An 18,219-nucleotide genomic window follows, 5' to 3' on the forward strand; every position below is an offset into this window, starting at 1 on the left:
TCATGGAAGTAGTCGCTCACGCGCTGGCGGCGCTGTTGACGTTCGCGCCCGCCACGCCGTTCTCCAGCGCCCTGTCCAGCTCCACGCAATGCGTGAATCAGAACAATGTCCTTGAAGGCCGGCAGACCGCGCTCTCCGCGGCCGTGCCCTGCGCACCACCACCGGTGCAGCCTGACCAGTCCAGCCAGCCTGACCAGTCCAGCCAGCCTGACCAGTCCAGCCAGCCCGACCGGTCCAGCCAGCCTGACCGGTCCAGCCAGCCTGACCGGTCCAGCCAGCCCGACCAGTCCGACGAGGCCGGCCAGTCCGGCGGCCGGCCTGGACCGACGGGGCCCGCGGGCCCGACCGGTCCTGAAGAAGGGGCCACCGGTCGTGAAGACGCCACCGGGCCCGAAGAAGACGCCACCGGTCGTGAAGACACCACCGGGCCCGCGAGCCCGCAAGGCGTCGCAGGCGAGCAGGCGCCGGCAGACCGATCAGCCGTCCAGGAGCTCGCGGCTCCCGGCGGCACGGTCGCCCCGCCTCCCGGCGAGTCGACCTACACCGTCAGCTGCCCGGCGGACGCGATGGGTTTCGGGTACGCCATCGGCGGTGACGCCGCAGATCGCGACAACATCACCGTGACCAGCGCAGCTCAGCTGGGTTCGGGAGAGTGGCAGTTCACCGTGAACGTACCGGCCACGGGACCAGGGACCGCCACCTTCACCCCGTGGGTCAAGTGCGCGGAAGCCTGACCGGGGTGATGTGAACCCGGCGCACCCTGCCTGATCAGGGCCGGCCTCCACGAGGGAGGCCGGCCCTGACGCGTTCAGGTGCTGCGGAGCCGGGCCTCGTACACCAGACGGGCACGCTCGTGCAGCTCACGGTGCGCCGCGCGCTGCCTGCCGGACGCGAACGTGCCGTCCGACGTGAGCAGCTCGTCCAGCAGCCCCAGCCGGCGCAGGCACCATGCGACGTCTTCCCGCCTGTCCACGGGGCCGCCGACGTGGACGGGGCTCGTGTGCGCGTACACGTCCTGGGGATGCAGAGAGCGCGGATGCGGCCGGGCGCCCGCCACGGCGACCACTCGGCTCGCGCACCCTGAGCTCGGCCGCGAGTTCCCGGGCCGCCCTCCGCGAGGATCCCGTCGGCGGTCCTGATCTGCAGCCACTCCACCTCGGGGCCGACGGCGCGCGCCGTGATCACGACGGTGTCGCCCTCGGCCGCCCGCACCGTGTCGCCCGGCCCGCCGCCGCCGACGTTGACCCAGCCAGGGGCCGGTGGTGGCGAACGTACGGCCGTGCCGTACGGCTTGCGTGAAGGAGCGCGCTGTCAGCGGTCCTTCGACTCGGGCGAACATCCGCTCCCACCCCGGTGGGCTCGACGCGGTGCCGCGCCGCGTGATCGCCTGGTGAGTGCGGAGAGGTCGATCGGTTCTCGGCGATCACCGTGCTGGCGCTCGTGATCTCCACCAGCCTCGCGCCCCCCGCCGGGACCTCGTGGCCGACCCCGTCGACCGTGACGGTCACCGGCTCGGCCAGCGAGGAGTCCAGCAGCAGCGTCGTCCTGAGCGGTGTGTCGTCCAGCACGGCCCGGATCCTGGCCGCCAGCCGGCTGCCGCCGGGGGTGAGGCGGAGCGCCGCCAGGTTGCCCGGGACGTCGCCGCCCAGCGCGTCACGCGCCACGCGGTCCAGGTCGAGCTCGCGCATCCGCGCGTCCATGTCCCGGCGCGCGCCGCCGAGCTGGCGGAAGCAGGCGGCCCAGTAGTCGTGGCCGTTCATGAGTAGGCGCTCGTGCCGACCTCTCCCACGTACGGGATCAGCTCCTCGCCCAGGTGACGCCAGGCCGCTCCAGCAGACGGCGGTACTCCTGCACCGGTTCCGACTCCCGCGCGCGGCTCACGCCTGGCCGGGCCGCCACGTGCCCTGGGCCACCTGCGGCACGAACCCGTCGAGACCGGTCATCGGGAAGCGCACCGTCTGGCCCGTCTCGGCCGACAGGTACGCGGCCATCATCAGCTCGGTCACCTCGACCCCGTGCTTCAGGCTCTCCCGGGGTTGCCGCCCGGCCAGGAAGTCCCCGGTCACCACCCGGTTCTCCGTCGTGTAGCCGTACGTCATGGCCTCGTCGGACACGATTGGCAGCAGCCCCTGCTCCGCGCCCTGCTTCTCGACCAGGTCCTCGCCCTCGGGGGAGCGGATCTCCCTGCTGAGGAACAGCTGCGCCTCCGTGCTCAGCGTGCCGGCGCTCATCGAGTACTCCGGCCCGAGCAGCTCGAACGTCAGCCGCAGCCCCGGCCCGACGTAGCTCCACGACGTGGTGGCCTCGATGACCGCCTCGTCGCCGTCGCCGTTGCGGAACGTGATGGTCGCGTGGGCGTAGTCCTCGGCCGGCCGCCGGGTGTAGTCGACGGCGTCGCCGAACCGCTCGGCCAGCTGCGCGGCGTGCCGCTTGCGCGACCACTTCAGCGAGGCGATCTGCGCGCTCACCGCCACCGGGGTGAGCCAGTCCGACTGGTTCGCGCCGGGCGGCGTCAGCAGGTAGCGCCCGGCCTCGATCGAGTGGCACATCATGTCGCTGAGCACGCCGCCGCCCTGCCGCGTACCGTCCCAGAACCAGGCGGCGTGCGGGCCGCTGTGCTCCTCGGCGCAGCGGGCCAGGTACGGCGACCCGGCCGACGCGGCGCCCCGGGCCCAGACCAGCTCGTGGCCGCGGGTGACGGCGGGCGCGTACACCTGGTTCTCCAGGTACGCGTGCCGCAGCCCCGCGCGCTCGACCACCTCCAGCAGCCGGCGGGCCTCGGCGAGGGTGCGGCCGAGCGGCTTCTCGACGGCGACGCCCATGAGTGAGGCGCGCCCGGACATGACCTCCTCGGCGATCGTCTCGATGACGGCCAGCCGCGCGTGGTTCGGCGCCACCACCCAGACGGCGTCGACCCGCGGGTCGCGGACCAGCTCTCGCAGGTCGGTGTAGGCGCGCGCGTCACCCACCCGCAGCTCGCGGCAGCGGTCGGCCAGCGCCTGCGCGCTCTCGGCCCGCGGGCTCTGGACGGCGACGACGTCGGCGTCGCGGACGCCGGTCCACGAGGTGACGTGGAAGTTCGCCATGAATCCGGCGCCGACGATGCCGACGCCGAGCCGTTCGCTGTTCTCCATCGTTTCTCCAGGCCCCTAACTCCGAAGGCGTCGCTGCCGCCCGTAGAGCGACAGCAGGACGAGCAGGACGACGCCGTTGACGATGGTCCGCCAGGCGCCGCCGATGTCCAGCGTGGTGAGCAGACCCTGCAGGACGGTCAGCACGATCGCGCCGACCGCGGTGCCGGCGTAGCCGCCGATGCCGCCGGCCAGCAGCGTCCCGCCGATGACGACGGCCGCCACGGACGGCAGCATGTACTGGTCGGCGAGGTCGAGGAAGACCGACTCGGTGTAGCCGAGCAGCAGGATGCCGGCCAGCCCGGCGAACGTCGCGGACAGCACGTACGCCAGGATCAGCGTGCGGCCGGCCCGGACGCCGGTCAGCTCGGCGGCGGCGCGGTTGGCGCCGACGGCGTACAGGTTCCAGCCGAACGTGGTGCGGCGCAGCAGCCAGACGGCGAGCAGGCCGAGCAGCAGCCACAGGAACAGCAGCCCCGGCAGGTCGACCACGATCCGGCCGTTGACCAGCGACGTCAGCGCCGGCGCCGCCCGGCCGCTGGCCTGGCCGCCGGTGTAGGCGAGGATCAGCCCCTGCACCACGCCGATCATGCCGAGCGTCATGACGAACGGCGGGATCCGCAGCAGGGTGACGCCCAGCCCGTTCACCAGCCCGATCGCGGCGGCGACCAGCAGCGCCAGGGCGACGGCAGGCACGATGTTCGCGTCGTCGCCCGCCATCACCCGCGACCCGATGATCGCCGCGAACGTCGCCACCTTGCCCACCGACAGGTCGACGCCGCCGCCGCCCGCGATGATCACGATGGTCTGGCCGATCGCGATGACGCCGAGGAACGCCGCCACCCGCATGAGGTTGACCAGCTGGCCGTACCCGGCGAACCCGGGTGAGACGAGCTCGCCGGCGATCACCAGGACGACGGCGACCGCGCCGGCCAGCGCCACCGGCCCCGGCCGCCAGGCGAGAGCGCGACGCGGCGCCTCCACGGTCGGTGCGCTCATGCCGCCGGCCTCCTCTTCTGCAACGCCGGGATGCCGGCCAGGGCCAGCGCCAGGATGATCACGGCGCCGTTGACCAGCTGCCGGTACGTCGTCGGCACGTCGGCGAAGAACACGATGTTCGTGACCAGCGCGAGCACGATGGCGCCGAGGATCGACCCGCCCGCGCCGCCGCGCCCGCCCGCCAGTGACGTCCCGCCGATCACCACCGCGGCCACCGACGCGAGCGTCAGCTCGTTGCCCACGAACGGGTCGCCGGACCCGGTGTTGGCCAGGACCGCCAGCGCCGCCAGCGCCGCGAACAGCCCGCCCAGCACGTACGCCGAGACCCGCGTCCTGGCGACCGGCACCAGCGAGGCGTAGGCGGCCTCGGGGTCGCCGCCGACGGCGTAGACGTGCCGCAGCACGCGGTGCCGGCGCAGCGCCCACCACAGCAGCGCGAGCCCGAGGATCGCCAGCAGCGCGACCGGCAGCCCCAGCACGGCGGCACGGTAGGCGGTCGTCACTTCGAGCGGCACCGAGCCGCCCGGCGTCGGCAGCACCACCAGCGCCAGCCCCGAGAACACGAAGCTGGTCGCGAACGTCGCGACGATCGGCTGCAGCCGTACGAGTGCGACCACCAGCCCGTTCAGCGCGCCGCAGACCAGCCCGACGCCCAGGGCGGCGGCCACGGCCTGCGGGAGCCGGTCGAGCTGGCCGTCGACGACCTGGACGGCGACGACGCTCGCCAGCGTGACCTGCGCGCCGAGCGAGAGGTCGATGCCGCCGCTCAGCACGACGATCGTCTGCCCGACGGCGATCGCGACCAGCGGCACGAACGTCGCGAAGTTCGACGTCAGCGCGTAGCCGCTCCAGAAGTTCGGCTGCAACGCCGAGTTGACGATCACGGCGACGACCAGCATCCCCACCGTCGCCGCCCCCGACAACTGCACCGCGGGCAACCGCACCCCGCGTAACGAGAACGTCCCGCTCACAGCACCCCTCCCACCGCGACCCTCGGCCCGCGGCCCGTTCGACCACCGATCGCTCGCCTACCGGCCGGCCCGTCGGCCGGTCGGGCTCCGGGCGGCCGGTCACCGCGCGGGCGGTGGCCGGGTGGCCGGGTCGAGAGGCTCACAGGGTTTCTCCCGGGGCGAGGCGCAGCGCGCTGGACACCAGCCGGTTCTCGGTGATCGACGCCGCGGTCAGCTCTTCCGCGACGGAGCCCTCGAACAGCACCAGCACGCGGTCGCTCAGTTCGGTCAGCTCGCGGTTGTCGCTGGAGTTGAGGATGACGACGGCCCCTTCGGCGGCGAGGCCGCGGACGATCGCGTAGATCTCCTCCTTCGCGGCGACGTCGACGCCCTTGGCGGGGTCGTCGAGCAGGACGACCCGCGGCTGGTCGAGCAGCCACTTGCCGATGACGACCTTCTGCTGGTTGCCGCCCGACAGCGTGGCCACCGGGTCGTTCAGCGAGCCGATCTTGATGCTCAGACGCTCGACCATCGACCGGGCGGCGTGCCGCTCGGCCGCAGCGCTGAGCGCGAGCTTCAGCCGGGCCCTGCGGCGCATGCTGGCCAGCGAGAGGTTCTCCTGGATCGGCCGGGACGCGAACATGCCCTGCCGCGCCCGGTCCCCGGGCACCAGGGCGACCCCCGCGCGGGCGGCCCCGGCCGGCGAGGTCAGCGGCAGCGCTCTGCCGTCCAGCAGCGCGTCGCCGGCGGTGATCCGGGCGGCGCCGAACAGCGCGAGCAGCAGCTCGGACTGGCCCTGGCCCTGCAGCCCGCCCAGTCCCAGCACCTCACCGGCGCGGACGGTGAAGCTGACGTCACGCAGCCGGTCGGTGGTGAGCCCACGCACCTCCAGAGCCACCGCCCCCGACGCCGCGGTACGGCCGGAAACCGGTGCTTCCACGGGGCGGGAGGCCCCTTGCGGTGCGTCCGGCGTTTCCACGGGTGTCTGGGCGGGGGCGGCGACCATGAGCTGGACCAGGGCGTCTTCGGTGGTGGAGGACAGGTCGACGGTGGCGACGGTGCGGCCGTTGCGCAGGACGGTGGCGCGGTCGCAGAGGGCGAACACCTCGTCCAGCCGGTGGGAGGTGAACACCACCAGCACGCCCGCCGCGCGTAACTCCCCGACCACCTCGAACAGCACCTCGACCTGCTCCTTGTGCAGGGACGCGGTGGCCTCGTCCAGCACGAGGACGCGGGGCTCGCGGGCCAGCGCCTTGGCGACCTCGACGATCTGCTGTTCGCCGGGGCCGAGGGAGGCGGCCGGGCGGTCCAGCGGCAGCCGGCCGGAGAACGCGGCGGCGAACCGTTCCAGAGCCGTGGCGGCGCGGACGCGGGCGGCGCGGTGGTCGAGGAAGCCGAGGCGGCGCGCCGGCTCCAGCCCGAGCACCACGTTCTGCGTCACCGTCAGGTCGCCGACGACGCTCAGCTGCTGGTAGACGGCGGCGATGCCGAGCGCGTGCGCGTCGCGCGGGCCGCCGATGCGCGCCTCGGCGCCGTCGATCCGGATCTCGCCGGAGTCCGGGACGACGGTGCCGGCCAGTGTCTTGTCCAGGGTGCTCTTGCCGGAGCCGTTCGGGCCGAGCAGGGCGTGCACCTCGCCGCGCACGGCGGTGAGGCTCGCTCCGTCGAGCGCCTGGACGCCGCCGTACCGTTTGCGGACGCCGGTCATCTCCAGCAGCGCGCTCATTGGAAGAAGGCCGCGGCCTCGTCGCGGGTCAGCGAGCCGTCCAGGCTGTAGGCGTCGCTCTCGCCGCTGACCCTGCCCCAGTGCTCCTCGAAGTTGCCCTCGTCCACGGTGTAGGGGATCGGGACGTGGACGGTGTTGCCGCTCATGCGCCCGGAGGCGAACTGCCGGCCGTCGAGCACGTTGACGGCCATGTGCAGCGCGGAGACGGCGCCGCCAGGCGGGTTGACCACGCCGACGCTCTCGAAGCCGTCGGCGCGGGCGCCGTTCCACAGCCGCATGAAGCCGACCCGGGCCTCGCCGGAGATCTTGATCTGGTCCAGCCGGCCGGCCGCCTGCACGGCGCGGAACACGCCCTGCGCCATGCCGTCCTGCGTCCAGACGCCGTCGACGTCGGGATAGGTGGCCAGCAGGTTCGTCATGACCTGCTGCCCGGTGGCTTGGTCCCAGTTGCCGTCGGCGACGCTGAGCACGTTGACGCCCGCGTCGGTGAAGACCTTCTGGGCGGCCTCCCAGCGCATCTCGTTGGCCGGGTGGCCGGCGATGCCGTTGACGACCACGATGTCGCCGCCTCTGCCGACCTGCTCGGCCAGCCACTCGGCGGAGATGCGGGCCCACTCGGCCTGGTCGATGACGACGTTCGTGACGTCCTGGGAGGTGACCGCCTGGTCGATGGCGAACACCTCGATGCCCTGCTGGGACGCCTCGCGGAAGACGGCGTCGAGCGCGGTCTCGGAGTTGGGGTTCACGATGATCGCGTCGACGTCGCGGTTGATGAGGTTGCGGATCTGCTGGATCTGGCCGTTGACGTCGGTGTCGGCGCTCTCGACGACCAGCTCGTCCACGACGCCCTCGTTCTTGTACTCGGCGAACGCCGCCTGCACGCCCTCGACCATCTGGGTGCGCCACTCGCTGCCGACGAAGCCGTTGCTCAGCCCGATGGTGAACGGCCTGGAGGCGCCCTCGCCGCCGCCACCCCCGCCGGCACCGCCGTCGCCGGAGCTGCAGGCTGCCAGGAGCACCGCCATGGCGCCGGCCGCGGCACCCGCTCGCCACCTTCGACTCGGTCTCGGCATCGGGACCACACCCTTTCTCGGCGAACTTTTCATCCAGCGCGAGCAATAAGTGGCCCAATGGTGCCCCACGGCCGGGGGTGCCGTCTACCGTTGGCGGCGACCTTTCGACGCCCTTTTCTGGGCCGTTCCGGCTTTCCCGCCGGGGCGAGCGGTCGCGTCAGGGGGTGGCCTGGACGTAGGCGAAGTCGCTCACCAGGCGTGCGGCCAGCTCGGCGGCGCCGACGATCGCGGCGTCGTCACCCAGCGCGGACGCGGCCATCCGCGGCACGTGCGGGATCCGGCCGACCAGCCGGTCGCGCAGGCCGGGCGTGATGAGGTCGGCCGCGCCGCCCATCTCGCCCCCGACGATGACCAACTCCGGGTCCAGCACCGTGCACAGGCTGGCGACGGCCAGCGCGACGTGGTCGAGCGTCTCCTCCAGCAGCGCCCGCGCCTCGGCGCTGCCGTTCCTGACCAGGTCGAACACGTCGGCGGCGGTGAGCGGCCGGTCGGTCGGCGCGGCGATGCCGCGCTCGCGGGCCTGCCGGGTCAGCCCGGCCGAGCCGACGCGGCTCTCCAGGTCGCCGAAGCCGGGGAAGAACCGGGTCAGCGACGAGCGCTCCATCAGCATGTAGCCGATCTCGCCGGCCGCCGCGCGCGAGCCGCGGTGCAGCCGGCCGCCGGTGACGATGCCGACGCCGATGCCGGTGCCCAGCACGACGGCGACCAGGTCCTGCACGCCCTGGCCGGCGCCCCGGCGGTGCTCGCCGACGGCCAGCAGGTTGGCGTCGTTCTCCACCACGACGGGCAGGCCGGTGCGGTCGTGCAGCAGCGAGCCGACCGGCACCTCGCGCCAGTCGAGCGCCGGCGCCCACGTCACGCGGCCCTCGGCGCCGTCGACGACGCCGGGGACGGCGACCCCGACGGCCTGGCCGGGCTGGCCCCGCTCGGCCGCGGCGGCGCCCAGCTCGGTGACGACGGAGAGCGCCTCCTCCAGGCGGATGGTCGCGCGGTCGGCGGCGTGCAGCACGCCGGGGACCATGGGGGGCCGCACGCGGTGCACGATGGTGCCGTCGAAGTCGACCAGCGCGCCCTCGGTGCGGGTGGCGCCCACGTGGACGACCGACACGAGGTGCGCCCTGCCGCTGTAGCGCAGCAGGATCGACGGCCGCCCGCCGGTGGACGGCTGGTGCCCGTCGGTCACGACCAGGCCCTTGCGCAGCAGCTGGCCGGCCAGCCGGTTCACGGTCGCGGCGCTGAGGCCCGTACGGGCGCCGATCTCCTGCCGCGACAGCGGCCCGTGCCGGCGCAGCACGTCGAGGATCACGGTCTGGTTCACCCGCGAGACGGTGCCGGCGTTGGCCGTCGAGGAGGTCGGACCGGACATTGCTGCTCCCTGGAGTTTTCTATCAGGCTGATACTGTACTCGTCGCAGCCCCCTCGAACCGGATCCCGCTGAAGACTGGAGAGGCAGCCCGTGGTGATGCCAGGAACCGACCGTACCGGCCTGGCCGGATCGCTGCGCCGGGCGTTGGCCGAGGCCGGCTGGCTGCCGTCGGGCGACGCCGGCACGGCCGGCGGCGAGGCGGCCGCAGCGGCCGTGGCGGGCGCGGCCGAGCCGGTCGTGGGGGTCGACCTGGGCGGGACGAAGCTGCACGCCGTGCTCTACGATCCCGCCGGGCACCGGCTGCTGGATCGGGTCGAACGTACGGATCCGCGCGGCGGCACGGCCGTGACCAGCCAGATCGCCCGGATGGTGGCGTCGCTGACGGCGGACGCGGTCGGTGGGAAGCGGTCGCCGCGGGTGGCCGTCGGCTGTCCAGGGGCTCCCGATCCGGCCAGCGGCGCGGTCGGGCACGCGCCCAACATCCCGGGCTGGGACCGGATGGACGTGCTCGCCGACCTCGAGGCCCGCCTCGGCGCCCGGCCCCTGGTGCACAACGACGCCAACCTGGCCGCCTGGGGTGAGCACGTCTGGCGGCCGGGCGGGGGTGACCTCGCGTTCGTCGCGGTCGGTACGGGGATCGGGCTCGGCCTGGTGCTCGACGGCCGGATGTACGCGGGCAGCCGCGGGCTGGCCGGCGAGGTGGCCGACCTGCCGTTCGGCGCGGACCCGTTCGACCCGGCCAACCTCGTGCACGGGCCGCTGGAGCAGCAGGTCAGCGGGCGTGGCGTCGAGCGTCGCTACCACGAGCTGGCCGGTCTGCGGCGTCCGGCGCCGGAGGTGTTCGCAGCCGCGGCGGGCGGTGACGGGGCGGCGGCGCAGGTGCTGGACGAGCTGGGCCGGATGCTGGCGCTGGCGCTGCGTGCGGTGCGGGCGGTCGTGGACCCGGCGACGTTCGTGCTGGGCGGCGGGATCGGGTCGCGGCCGGAGACGCTGGCCGCCACCCGGCGCTGGCTGAGCGTCACCGAGGGGGAGTCGCTGCAGGTCAGGGCCAGTACGTTCGGCCCTCGGGCGGCGGTCGCCGGAGCGCTGGCCGCCGCCGTCGCGGGCTGACTCATCGGAAAGTTTCTTCTCACCACGATGAAAAAGTCTGGCGTCCAAAGGTTCCGATGACGATCGGTCGCAGGTACGTTCACAGAGATCAGTGATCTGTCACGGCGTCTCGCGGCGCCGTGAGCGGATCTCTCGTTCGGCATGCCCTCGACCCCGAAGGAGGGGCCATGGCCAGGACGGTGACAGGACGCTCGGTGACGGCGGGAACGCTGGCGCTGGTGGCCGCACTGCTCGGAACGACATTGACTCCACCCGCCGCCGCGGGCACGTCAGGTGCCTCATCGGGCACGGGGGGAGCGGCGGATGCCTGTCCGGGTGGGTGGTCCACCGAGGCGACGGTCTGGTTCGGGCCGCCGCGTATCGACACCGGCATTCCCAACCCCGGGCGGGACGACGGGTGCACGCTGCTCGACGTCGTCTGGCAGGAGGAGCCGTTCGCCACCCATGGTGAGTTCGTCTCCACCGTCGCCCGGGCCACGCGCGAGTTCCGCGACCTCGGCCTGCTCGAGGAGCGCGAGGCGGCCACCATCCGATCGGCCGCGGCCCGCTCGGACGTCGGCGGCCCGGCCGACGACTCGGTGCCGAACACCTGCACCGACCGCGTGGCGCTGACGTTCGACGACGGCCCTTCCTTCTACCGCTCCCAGACCCTGGCGATCCTGCGTGAGAAGCAGGTCACCGCGACGTTCTTCGACGTGGGCATGCGCATCGACGCCAACCCGCGGCTTCCGGCGTTCGAGCGGCGCGAGGGGCACCTCGTGCTCAACCACACCTACGAGCACCCCAACCTCAACCAGGTCACCGTGCCGAGGCTCCAGACCGAGATGCGCACCACGGAGGAGGCACTGGACCGCGCCGGCGTCGAACGGCCGTTCGTCGGCATGCGGCCGCCGTTCCTCGCCGCGAACACCCAGGTGAGGGCCGAGCTGGAGCGGCTGGGGTTCACGGTCGTCAGCGGCGACATCGACGCGGCGGACTGGCTGCCGGACCGGCCGGCCGAGCAGTTACGGGCCGACGTGGCCGCGGGCATCGCCGACGGCCGGCGGAACATCTTCCTGCACGACGGCCCCATCGACACCGTCGCCGGCCCGGAGCTGATGGAGGCGCTGCCGCTGATCATCGACGACATCCGGGCGGCCGGGCTGTGCTTCGGCACGTTCGACAGCACCGGCGCGATCGTCGCCGACCGGTACGTCTCCAGTGGTGAGCCCATCCCGTCGGTCGTCAACGCGGTGCCGTATCTGCCGCTGCTGTTCGGCGGCGGTAACCCGCCGGAGCCGTACAGGATCATCACCCCGACGCCGATCACCCCGGCCGCGACGACCACCGCCCCGGCCGCGAACGCCGTAAGCGCCGCGGGCGCCGTGACAGCGGCGAACGCCGCGTTCACGGCGGAAAGCCCCGCATCCGGGAGCCCGGCAACCCTCGCCACGAACGCCGTCTCAGACGCCTGCCCGAACGGGTGGTCACCTGAGGAGACGGTCTGGTTCGGGCCGCCGCGTGTCGACACCGGCATTCCCAACCCGCAGGGCCCCGACGGCTGCACCCTGCTGGACCGGGTCTGGGAACGGGAGCCGTTCGCCACCCATGGCGCCTTCGTGTCCGCCGCCCGCGCCGCCGCCGACACGTTCGCCGCGGCCGGGCTGCTCAACGGCACGGAGCGGGACCGCGTCGTCGCGGCCGCCGCCCGCACCCACGTCGGCGGCCCGCGCGACACGTCCGTCCCGAACACTTGTGACCGCCGGCTGGCCATCCAGTTCGACGACGGCCCGTCGCACTACCGCACCGAGACGCTCCGGATCCTCCGCGACAAGCAGGTGACCGGCGTCTTCATGGACACCGGCACCAGGGTCGAGGCGAACCCGCAGTTCGCCAGGTTCCAGCTGGCCGAGGGGCACGAACTGCTCAACCACACCCACAGCCACGCGAACCTCAGCCAGGTGCTGGCCGCTGAAGGCCCCGACGGCGTCCGCCGGGAGATCCTGGCCGCTGAGGCCGCGTTCGCCGCCGCGGGGGCGCCGATCTCGTTCAAGGGCATCCGCCCGCCGTTCGGCGCCGCGAACGCACAGGTCCTGCGGATCATCGCGGACATGGGCTACACCGCCTACATGACCCGCATCGGCACCGACGACTGGGTGCCGGAGCGCACAGCGCGGCAGATCAGCGACGCGCTCGTCGCGCAACTGCACCCCGGCGCGATCATCTCGCTGCACGACGGCCCGTACGACACCCCGGCCGGCCCCGGCACGAACGGAGCGCTGGCGTTGCTCATCGACGCCGCGCGCGAGCTCGGCTACTGCTTCGGCACCGTGGACCGCCACGGCGACGTGGTGGCGGACCGCCTGATCCCGGCGAATCAGCCGATCCCGGTGGTCGAGAACCCGGTCCCGTACGCGCCGCTGGTCTTCCCGGGCGAGCCGCCGGAGCCGTACGTGATCCTCGGCTGAGGGACGCCGGCCCCTCGGACGCCCGAGGGGCCGTGAGGTGACCGACCGCGTCAGCACGTCGTCGGCCGGCTGAACCGTGACTCCCGGCTCATGCGTTCGACGCGGCGCCGCGGGTTTTGTCGGCGCGGGCTGTTATCCATGGCTCGACACGCTGATCCACGGACACGGGAGCCCCATGACCACGGTCACCTTCAGGGACGAGAGCGCCACGGGCAGGCCGCTCGACGAGTTCACGCTGCCCGGGTTGCCCGAGCGCGTCTCGGCGCGGGAGCTCGTGCGGCTGCGGGTGCGGGAGGAGGTCGCGCGGTACAACGCCGCGCCGGCCGCGCGGTTCCGTGGGCTGGTGCGGCCTCTCGACGCGGAGACGGAGCTGAACGGCTACCGCATGAAGGCCGTGCGGCGGATCGACTGGGAACGGCAGGCCGACCTGGCCGAGGCGGCGTTCCGGCGCAACGGGTTCCTGCTGCTGGTGGGCGACCGGCAGATCGGCGACCTGTCGGAGACGATCGACCTCACTGTCGATCCCGTCGTGTCGTTCGTCAAGCTCGTGCCGCTGGTCGGAGGGTGACGATGGGCGTCATCGAGAATTTCCCGGAGACGTACGACAGCCCCGTCCACAAGCTGGACGAAGCGGCCCGCGCGTTGTTCGCCGGGTTCGACGCCGGTCTGCGGCCGTCCGGCGATCCGGAGGAGCGGCGGATCCACGGCTGGTGGGTGCAGATGCGGCTCGGTCAGGTCGCCGACAGAGCGCGCCGCTACGACGAAACCCTCCTCGCGACCGTCCGCGCGGTCGCCGGGGACGACATCCCGTGGACGCTCAAGGACGTCCGTTTCCTGTGGTCGGTCGCCGACTCCCTGATGTTGTGGAAGCAGGCCGACCACGCGGAGCTCTACCGCATCCCGCTGGCGGCCGTCCAGCGGGTCGGCTACCCCGAGCGCCGCCGTGTCCTCCACAACAGGATGTGGTGGTTCAGGACCTACCACCGTCCGGTGTGGGACGCGCTGCACGAGCAGCTCGACGCCGTGCTGACCGAGCCGCCCGAGCACGGCCCGGCCGGTGCCGTGCGCACCCTGATCTGGGAGGGCGACCCTGTCGCCCGGGCCATGGCCGACGACCATGCCGAGCGGCTGACCGCCCCCGAGGTGCTCCCGCTGCTGCGCCACTGGACGACCGCCCGCTCCAGCAAGCCCGGCGAGAGGTGGCTCAGGACCGCCCGCGCGCTGCTCACCGACGAGGCCGCCGCGCTCGTCCGCGAGTTGCTCGCTGTGGTGGCGGCTCATCGGGAGGGCCCGGTCACGCAGGTCACCGACGACGGGCAGGAATGGTCGCAGACGGTCTTCCTCGCCGAGCGCACCGCGATCGCGGCGCGCGGCATGGTGTGGACGTGCGCGCTGATCGACGAGCCGTGGGCCGTCGGGCTGCTCGGCGACCTGGCGGTGACCTGCGGCGTCGGCCTCGGCGGCACGGGCGCCAACTGCCGCAGCGAGCTGCTGGCCAACGCGGCCGTCAACGCCCTCGCCCGGCGCGGCGGGCTCGACACGGTGCCGGCCCTGGCCCGCGTCCAGGCCAAGGTGCGCAAGAAGTCGGTGCTGAACAACGTGGCGCGCACGCTCGACGCCGTGGCACTGGCCGCTGGGCTCGGTCGCGAGCAGTTGCTCGACCGCACGGTGCCCACGTTCGGGCTCGGGCGGGGCGGGGTGCGCGAGGAACGCGCCGGCGACTACGTTTTGCGACTGGACGCCGCCGGCCCGGCGCTGACGTTCGTCAACCCGGCGGGCCGTACGGTCAAGTCCGTGCCGCAGGCGATCAAGCGCGAGCCGGTGCTCGCCGAGCTGAGGGCCGGATTGAAGGAGCTGCGGCAGGCGCTGCCCGCCGAGCGGTTCCGGCTGGAGCGGGCGCTGATCGAGGAACGCCGGTGGCGCTGGCACGACGTCACCGAGTTCTTCCTCGACCACCCGGTCACCGGGCTGTACGCACGTGACCTCATCTGGCAGATCCCGCAGGGGCCCGCCGGGCTGCCGGTCAGGACCGAGACCGGCTGGGAGCTCACCGATCCGCTCGGCCGGCGCGTCCAGCCCCACCCCGACACGCCCGTGCTGCTGTGGCATCCGATCAGGGAGACGGCCGGCGACGTGCGGGCCTGGCGGGACTTCCTGCTGGAGCGGGGGGTGCGGCAGCCGTACAAGCAGGCCTTCCGTGAGGTCTACCTCCTCACGCCCGCCGAGGAGAGCGCGCGTACGCGCTCCCGTCGCTTCACCGGGCACGTGCTGCGCTACGGCCAGGCGAAGGCGCTGCTCAACCAGCGCGGCTGGACCGACCTGTCCATCGGCCACTGGGACTACGAGTGCGGCGGCGACCAGGGCGAGGCGATCAAGGAGCTGTCCGGCTGGCGGGCCCGCTGGGGCATGCACATCGTCGGCGACCCGCACACCGACGGCTGGGGCACGGCCTCGTTCTGCGCCGCCGAGGACCTCCGCTTCTCCCCGGTGGACGCGCCAGGCTTCCGGGGCTGGAACGCCGGCGAGGGGGTGCCGCTGACCGAGGTGCCGCCGCTGGTGTTGTCGGAGGTGCTGCGCGACGCCGACCTCGCCGTGGGCGTCGCCTCGGTCGGGCTCGACCAGGAGGTCGTCCATGGGCACGAGGACTACTGGCAAGCCTACGGGTTCGGCGAGCTGTCCGAGACCGCGCGGACGCGCCACGACGTGCTGGCCCGGCTGCTGCCCCGGCTCACGATCGCCGACCGGGCGGAGCTGACCGACAGGTTCCTGCGCGTGCGTGGCGAGCTGCGGACATACAAGATCCACCTGGGGTCGGGCAACATCCTCATGGAGCCGAACGACGCCTACCTGGGCATCGTGCCCGGCCACGCCCCCGACGTGTTTCTGCCCTTCGAGGAGGGCGGCGGCATGTTGTCGGTCATCCTGTCGAAGGCGTTCCTGCTGGCCGCCGACACCGGCATCACCGACCCGTCGATCACCCGGCAGCTCGTGTGACCCGGGCTCACTCGGCGGAGGCGCCCTCGGGCGCGGGGGTGGCCGGCTGCTCGCGCTTCGGGGCGATGTAGAGGGAGGGCGGGGCGGTGCTGATGACGGCGCGTTCGAAGTCGATGGCGGCGCTCCCCGTCGGCTGGACGCTGAAGAGCTGGCCCATCGACTGGGCGCTGGTCGCCAGCGTGCCGCCCGCGACCGCGAGGAACCCGTACAGGAACTGGGTCTTCTTGGCGATCATCGCGTTGGTCAGCATGGTCAGGCGCTGCAGCAGCACCTCGCCGGGCGCCCGCAGGTGGGGCGTCATCCTCATCGCCTGGCAGGCCACGACGTAGCCGACCACGGTCGCGGCCAGCACGCCGATCTCCATCCAGTAGACGGCGTAGGCGTCGCGTACCTGGTCGACCTGGCCCTCCATGGTGTAGCAGAGGCCGCTGAGCTTCTGCAGATCGCCGGAGAAGACCGACGCGGCGTCGAGGAACGCCTCCCGGTCGTCGGCGATCCAGCCGGACCGCGACAGGAAGACGGCGTTGCCGATGAGCCCGGGATACTCCACCTCCAGGGCCTTGGCCAGGGAGTTCCAGTTCGACTTGGCCTCGCCCATGCCCTGGACGTTCGCGAGCGCGGTCGTCGCGATGGTCAGGCCGACCATGATGCCGGGGGCCGACCTGGCGGCCATCTTGAGCTCGTCGAGGGCGGCCTTGGCGTGGAGCATGGCGTACGGCATCGGGTCAGGTCCTCCTGTCGCCGGTCACTGGTAGACGACGGTGCTGGCGTCCTCGGCGGCCCGCCAGTTCTTCTTGATGGTCTCCAGGGCGTCGATCCACTTCTCGATGGTGTCGATCGCCTCGCTGGCGTGGGCACGCACGTCGTCGCGGATGCCGTCGTACTTGCCGATCAGGACCACGCCCAGGGTGCCGAACCCCGGAAAGGGGACGTCGGTGCTGTCCACGGAGGTCTTGAGCCGTTCGAGGCCCGGGATGACGTACTCGCGGAGGTTGCGCTGGATGTCGGCGATGGTCTTGGAAGTGACGTGAATGTCCTGGCCCATGGCCCCTCCCCTTGGCCACCCGATGGCGAGCGGTGAAAATGATGATTAACGTGAGATGAGGGTATCTCGTATATTTTCCGAGTCTAGAGTGAATCTTGAGGTAATGATGTTGCTCGATCCCGGCTCCATCGGCCCGGACGATCTCGAACGCGTGGGCCGGGAGGCCGAGCAGACGCTGGCCCGGCTCGCCGACGTCCAGGAGCGGCTCGCCGCCATCCGGGGCAGCGGCACGGCCGCCGACGGCCACGTCGTGGTGAACGCCGACAGCTCCGGCCGCATCGACAAGATCGAGCTGAACCCGCGCGCGATGCGCCTGGCCAGCCAGGACCTGGCCGACGAGCTGCTGCGCGCCGTCAACGCCGCCCAGGACGACTGCGCGCGCCAGGCACGCGAGCTGCTGGCGGGCGCGGGAGTGGGCGAGGTCGTGGACGAGGCCGCCTTCGCCGCGATGGAACGCCGGCTGGAGGAGGCCCACACCTCGTTCGTCAAGGAGATGGAGAGGTACGGGCGGAGCTAGGAACGCGGGCGTGGCCTGCGGATGGCCAGGCCGGTGACGGCGGCGAGGGTGATCAGGAGGCCGGTGGCGAGCAGCACCCGGCCGTCGGGTCCCGCGGCGCCGCCGGCTCCCGTGGCGGCGCCGCCCGAGGGGGTTTCGGCGTCCTCGGTGCCGGTGTCCTCGGTCTCCTCGGTGTTCTGGGTGTCCTCGGGCTCCGGGGTCTCCGTGGCGTCGGTGTCCTCTGTGTCTTCCGTGTCCTCCGTGTCCTCCGTGTCCTCGGTCTCCGGCGTCTCGGTGTCCGAGGCGTCCGGGGTCGGGGTGGTGCTGGGGGAACCGTCGGCGCCGACGACGGTGAGCGGATACTCCGTCAGGGACTCCGTGTCCTTGATCTCGCACTCGATCAGCCGCTCCTGAGGGCTCGTGCCGAAGTTGACGGAGGCCGCGTGCACCGTGCCGGAATCCGGCGTGCCCGGTGTCGTCAGCAGGTCCACCGTCGTCTGCGGGAGCGGGATGGGCTCTCCGGCGACGATCGTGCCGAGCGGGGCGACACCGGTGGCCGAGGTCAGGCCCTCGATGCCGCTGATGCCGGCATAGGCGTACATGGTGATCTCGCCGTCCAAGCCCGTGTCAGGGGCGATCAGCTCGGCGCCCGGGACGTAGGCGCCCTGCCAGCCGATCGTCATCTGCTCGTCCACGGGGGCCTGCTCGGGCACGGTGAGCTCGACGTCGATGCTGACATCCTGGGTCTCTCCGGTGGCGGTGATGGTGCACTCGTACGCCACGACACTGACGGCCCCGTGAGCCGCCGGAGCGGCGGCGCACAGAAAGATCGCGGCGGTGGCGAGGGGGAGGATGCGCACTGAGGCTCCTTGGGCTGGTGTG

At 72.7% G+C, this 18,219-nt stretch carries 17 protein-coding genes; 6 read left to right on the forward strand and 11 right to left on the reverse strand.

Translation table 11 applies throughout. The features are described 5' to 3' along the window. The first annotated feature begins 2 nt into the window (after positions 1-2). Complete coding sequence (locus tag ACIBP6_RS01960) at positions 3-734, forward strand: hypothetical protein (protein WP_397047812.1); 732 nt, start codon at positions 3-5, stop codon at positions 732-734. A 74-nt stretch (positions 735-808) separates the two neighbouring features. On the opposite strand, the gene ACIBP6_RS01965 is transcribed toward ACIBP6_RS01960, so the two are convergent. The 8 genes from ACIBP6_RS01965 to ACIBP6_RS02000 form a co-directional block, all read right to left on the reverse strand. Continuing rightward, on the reverse strand, positions 809-1,012 hold the full coding sequence (locus tag ACIBP6_RS01965) for a hypothetical protein (protein WP_397047814.1): 204 nt from the start codon (positions 1,010-1,012) through the stop codon (positions 809-811). Positions 1,013-1,181: 169 nt separating this feature from the next. Then, positions 1,182-1,760, reverse strand: coding sequence for a hypothetical protein (locus ACIBP6_RS01970; protein WP_397047816.1), 579 nt, complete (start codon positions 1,758-1,760; stop codon positions 1,182-1,184). A gap of 117 nt (positions 1,761-1,877) precedes the next feature. Then, complete coding sequence (locus tag ACIBP6_RS01975) at positions 1,878-3,134, reverse strand: Gfo/Idh/MocA family protein (RefSeq protein ID WP_397047818.1); 1,257 nt, start codon at positions 3,132-3,134, stop codon at positions 1,878-1,880. Between the two features lie 15 nt (positions 3,135-3,149). After that, the gene (locus ACIBP6_RS01980; protein WP_397047820.1) at positions 3,150-4,130 is read right to left on the reverse strand and encodes an ABC transporter permease; all 981 of its coding nucleotides are present in this window, start codon (positions 4,128-4,130) and stop codon (positions 3,150-3,152) included. Then, entirely contained in the window at positions 4,127-5,101 is a 975-nt protein-coding gene (locus ACIBP6_RS01985; RefSeq protein ID WP_397047822.1) for an ABC transporter permease, read from the reverse strand. The genes ACIBP6_RS01980 and ACIBP6_RS01985 overlap by 4 nt, the downstream gene beginning before the upstream one ends. A 139-nt stretch (positions 5,102-5,240) precedes the next feature. Further along, entirely contained in the window at positions 5,241-6,806 is a 1,566-nt protein-coding gene (locus ACIBP6_RS01990; RefSeq protein ID WP_397047824.1) for a sugar ABC transporter ATP-binding protein, read from the reverse strand. Next, positions 6,803-7,831: an ABC transporter substrate-binding protein gene (locus tag ACIBP6_RS01995; RefSeq protein ID WP_397047825.1), complete on the reverse strand. Its 1,029-nt coding sequence runs from the start codon at positions 7,829-7,831 to the stop codon at positions 6,803-6,805. The genes ACIBP6_RS01990 and ACIBP6_RS01995 overlap by 4 nt, the downstream gene beginning before the upstream one ends. 205 nt (positions 7,832-8,036) lie before the next feature. After that, the gene (locus ACIBP6_RS02000) at positions 8,037-9,245 is read right to left on the reverse strand and encodes an ROK family transcriptional regulator (protein ID WP_397047827.1); all 1,209 of its coding nucleotides are present in this window, start codon (positions 9,243-9,245) and stop codon (positions 8,037-8,039) included. Positions 9,246-9,341: 96 nt separating this feature from the next. Here ACIBP6_RS02000 and ACIBP6_RS02005 point away from each other — a divergent pair, with 96 nt between their 5' ends. The 4 genes from ACIBP6_RS02005 (at position 9,342) to ACIBP6_RS02020 (ending at position 15,796) form a co-directional block, all read left to right on the forward strand. Beyond that, a complete protein-coding gene (locus ACIBP6_RS02005; protein WP_397049271.1) occupies positions 9,342-10,355 on the forward strand; it encodes an ROK family protein in 1,014 nt (337 codons plus the stop codon). A 167-nt stretch (positions 10,356-10,522) separates the two neighbouring features. Next, entirely contained in the window at positions 10,523-12,802 is a 2,280-nt protein-coding gene (locus ACIBP6_RS02010) for a polysaccharide deacetylase family protein (protein WP_397047829.1), read from the forward strand. 175 nt (positions 12,803-12,977) lie between these two features. Further along, the gene (locus ACIBP6_RS02015) at positions 12,978-13,370 is read left to right on the forward strand and encodes a hypothetical protein (RefSeq protein ID WP_397047831.1); all 393 of its coding nucleotides are present in this window, start codon (positions 12,978-12,980) and stop codon (positions 13,368-13,370) included. A gap of 2 nt (positions 13,371-13,372) precedes the next feature. After that, positions 13,373-15,796 carry a DUF4132 domain-containing protein gene (locus ACIBP6_RS02020; protein WP_397047833.1) on the forward strand — a complete coding sequence of 808 codons (2,424 nt, stop codon included), beginning with the start codon at positions 13,373-13,375 and terminating at the stop codon, positions 15,794-15,796. A gap of 7 nt (positions 15,797-15,803) precedes the next feature. On the opposite strand, the gene ACIBP6_RS02025 is transcribed toward ACIBP6_RS02020, so the two are convergent. Both ACIBP6_RS02025 and ACIBP6_RS02030 read right to left on the reverse strand, forming a co-directional pair. Beyond that, a complete protein-coding gene (locus tag ACIBP6_RS02025) occupies positions 15,804-16,517 on the reverse strand; it encodes a hypothetical protein (RefSeq protein ID WP_132613121.1) in 714 nt (237 codons plus the stop codon). A gap of 24 nt (positions 16,518-16,541) precedes the next feature. Next, positions 16,542-16,841: a hypothetical protein gene (locus ACIBP6_RS02030; protein ID WP_397047835.1), complete on the reverse strand. Its 300-nt coding sequence runs from the start codon at positions 16,839-16,841 to the stop codon at positions 16,542-16,544. An 88-nt stretch (positions 16,842-16,929) separates the two neighbouring features. On the opposite strand from ACIBP6_RS02030, the gene ACIBP6_RS02035 reads away from it, so the two are divergent. Beyond that, positions 16,930-17,358 carry a YbaB/EbfC family nucleoid-associated protein gene (locus ACIBP6_RS02035; RefSeq protein ID WP_397047837.1) on the forward strand — a complete coding sequence of 143 codons (429 nt, stop codon included), beginning with the start codon at positions 16,930-16,932 and terminating at the stop codon, positions 17,356-17,358. On the opposite strand, the gene ACIBP6_RS02040 is transcribed toward ACIBP6_RS02035, so the two are convergent. Beyond that, positions 17,355-18,197 carry a hypothetical protein gene (locus ACIBP6_RS02040; protein WP_397047839.1) on the reverse strand — a complete coding sequence of 281 codons (843 nt, stop codon included), beginning with the start codon at positions 18,195-18,197 and terminating at the stop codon, positions 17,355-17,357. The genes ACIBP6_RS02035 and ACIBP6_RS02040 overlap by 4 nt on opposite strands. Between the last annotated feature and the right edge of the window lie 22 nt (positions 18,198-18,219).

It is taken from the genome of Nonomuraea terrae, assembly GCF_044465245.1.
GTDB lineage: Bacteria > Actinomycetota > Actinomycetes > Streptosporangiales > Streptosporangiaceae > Nonomuraea > Nonomuraea terrae.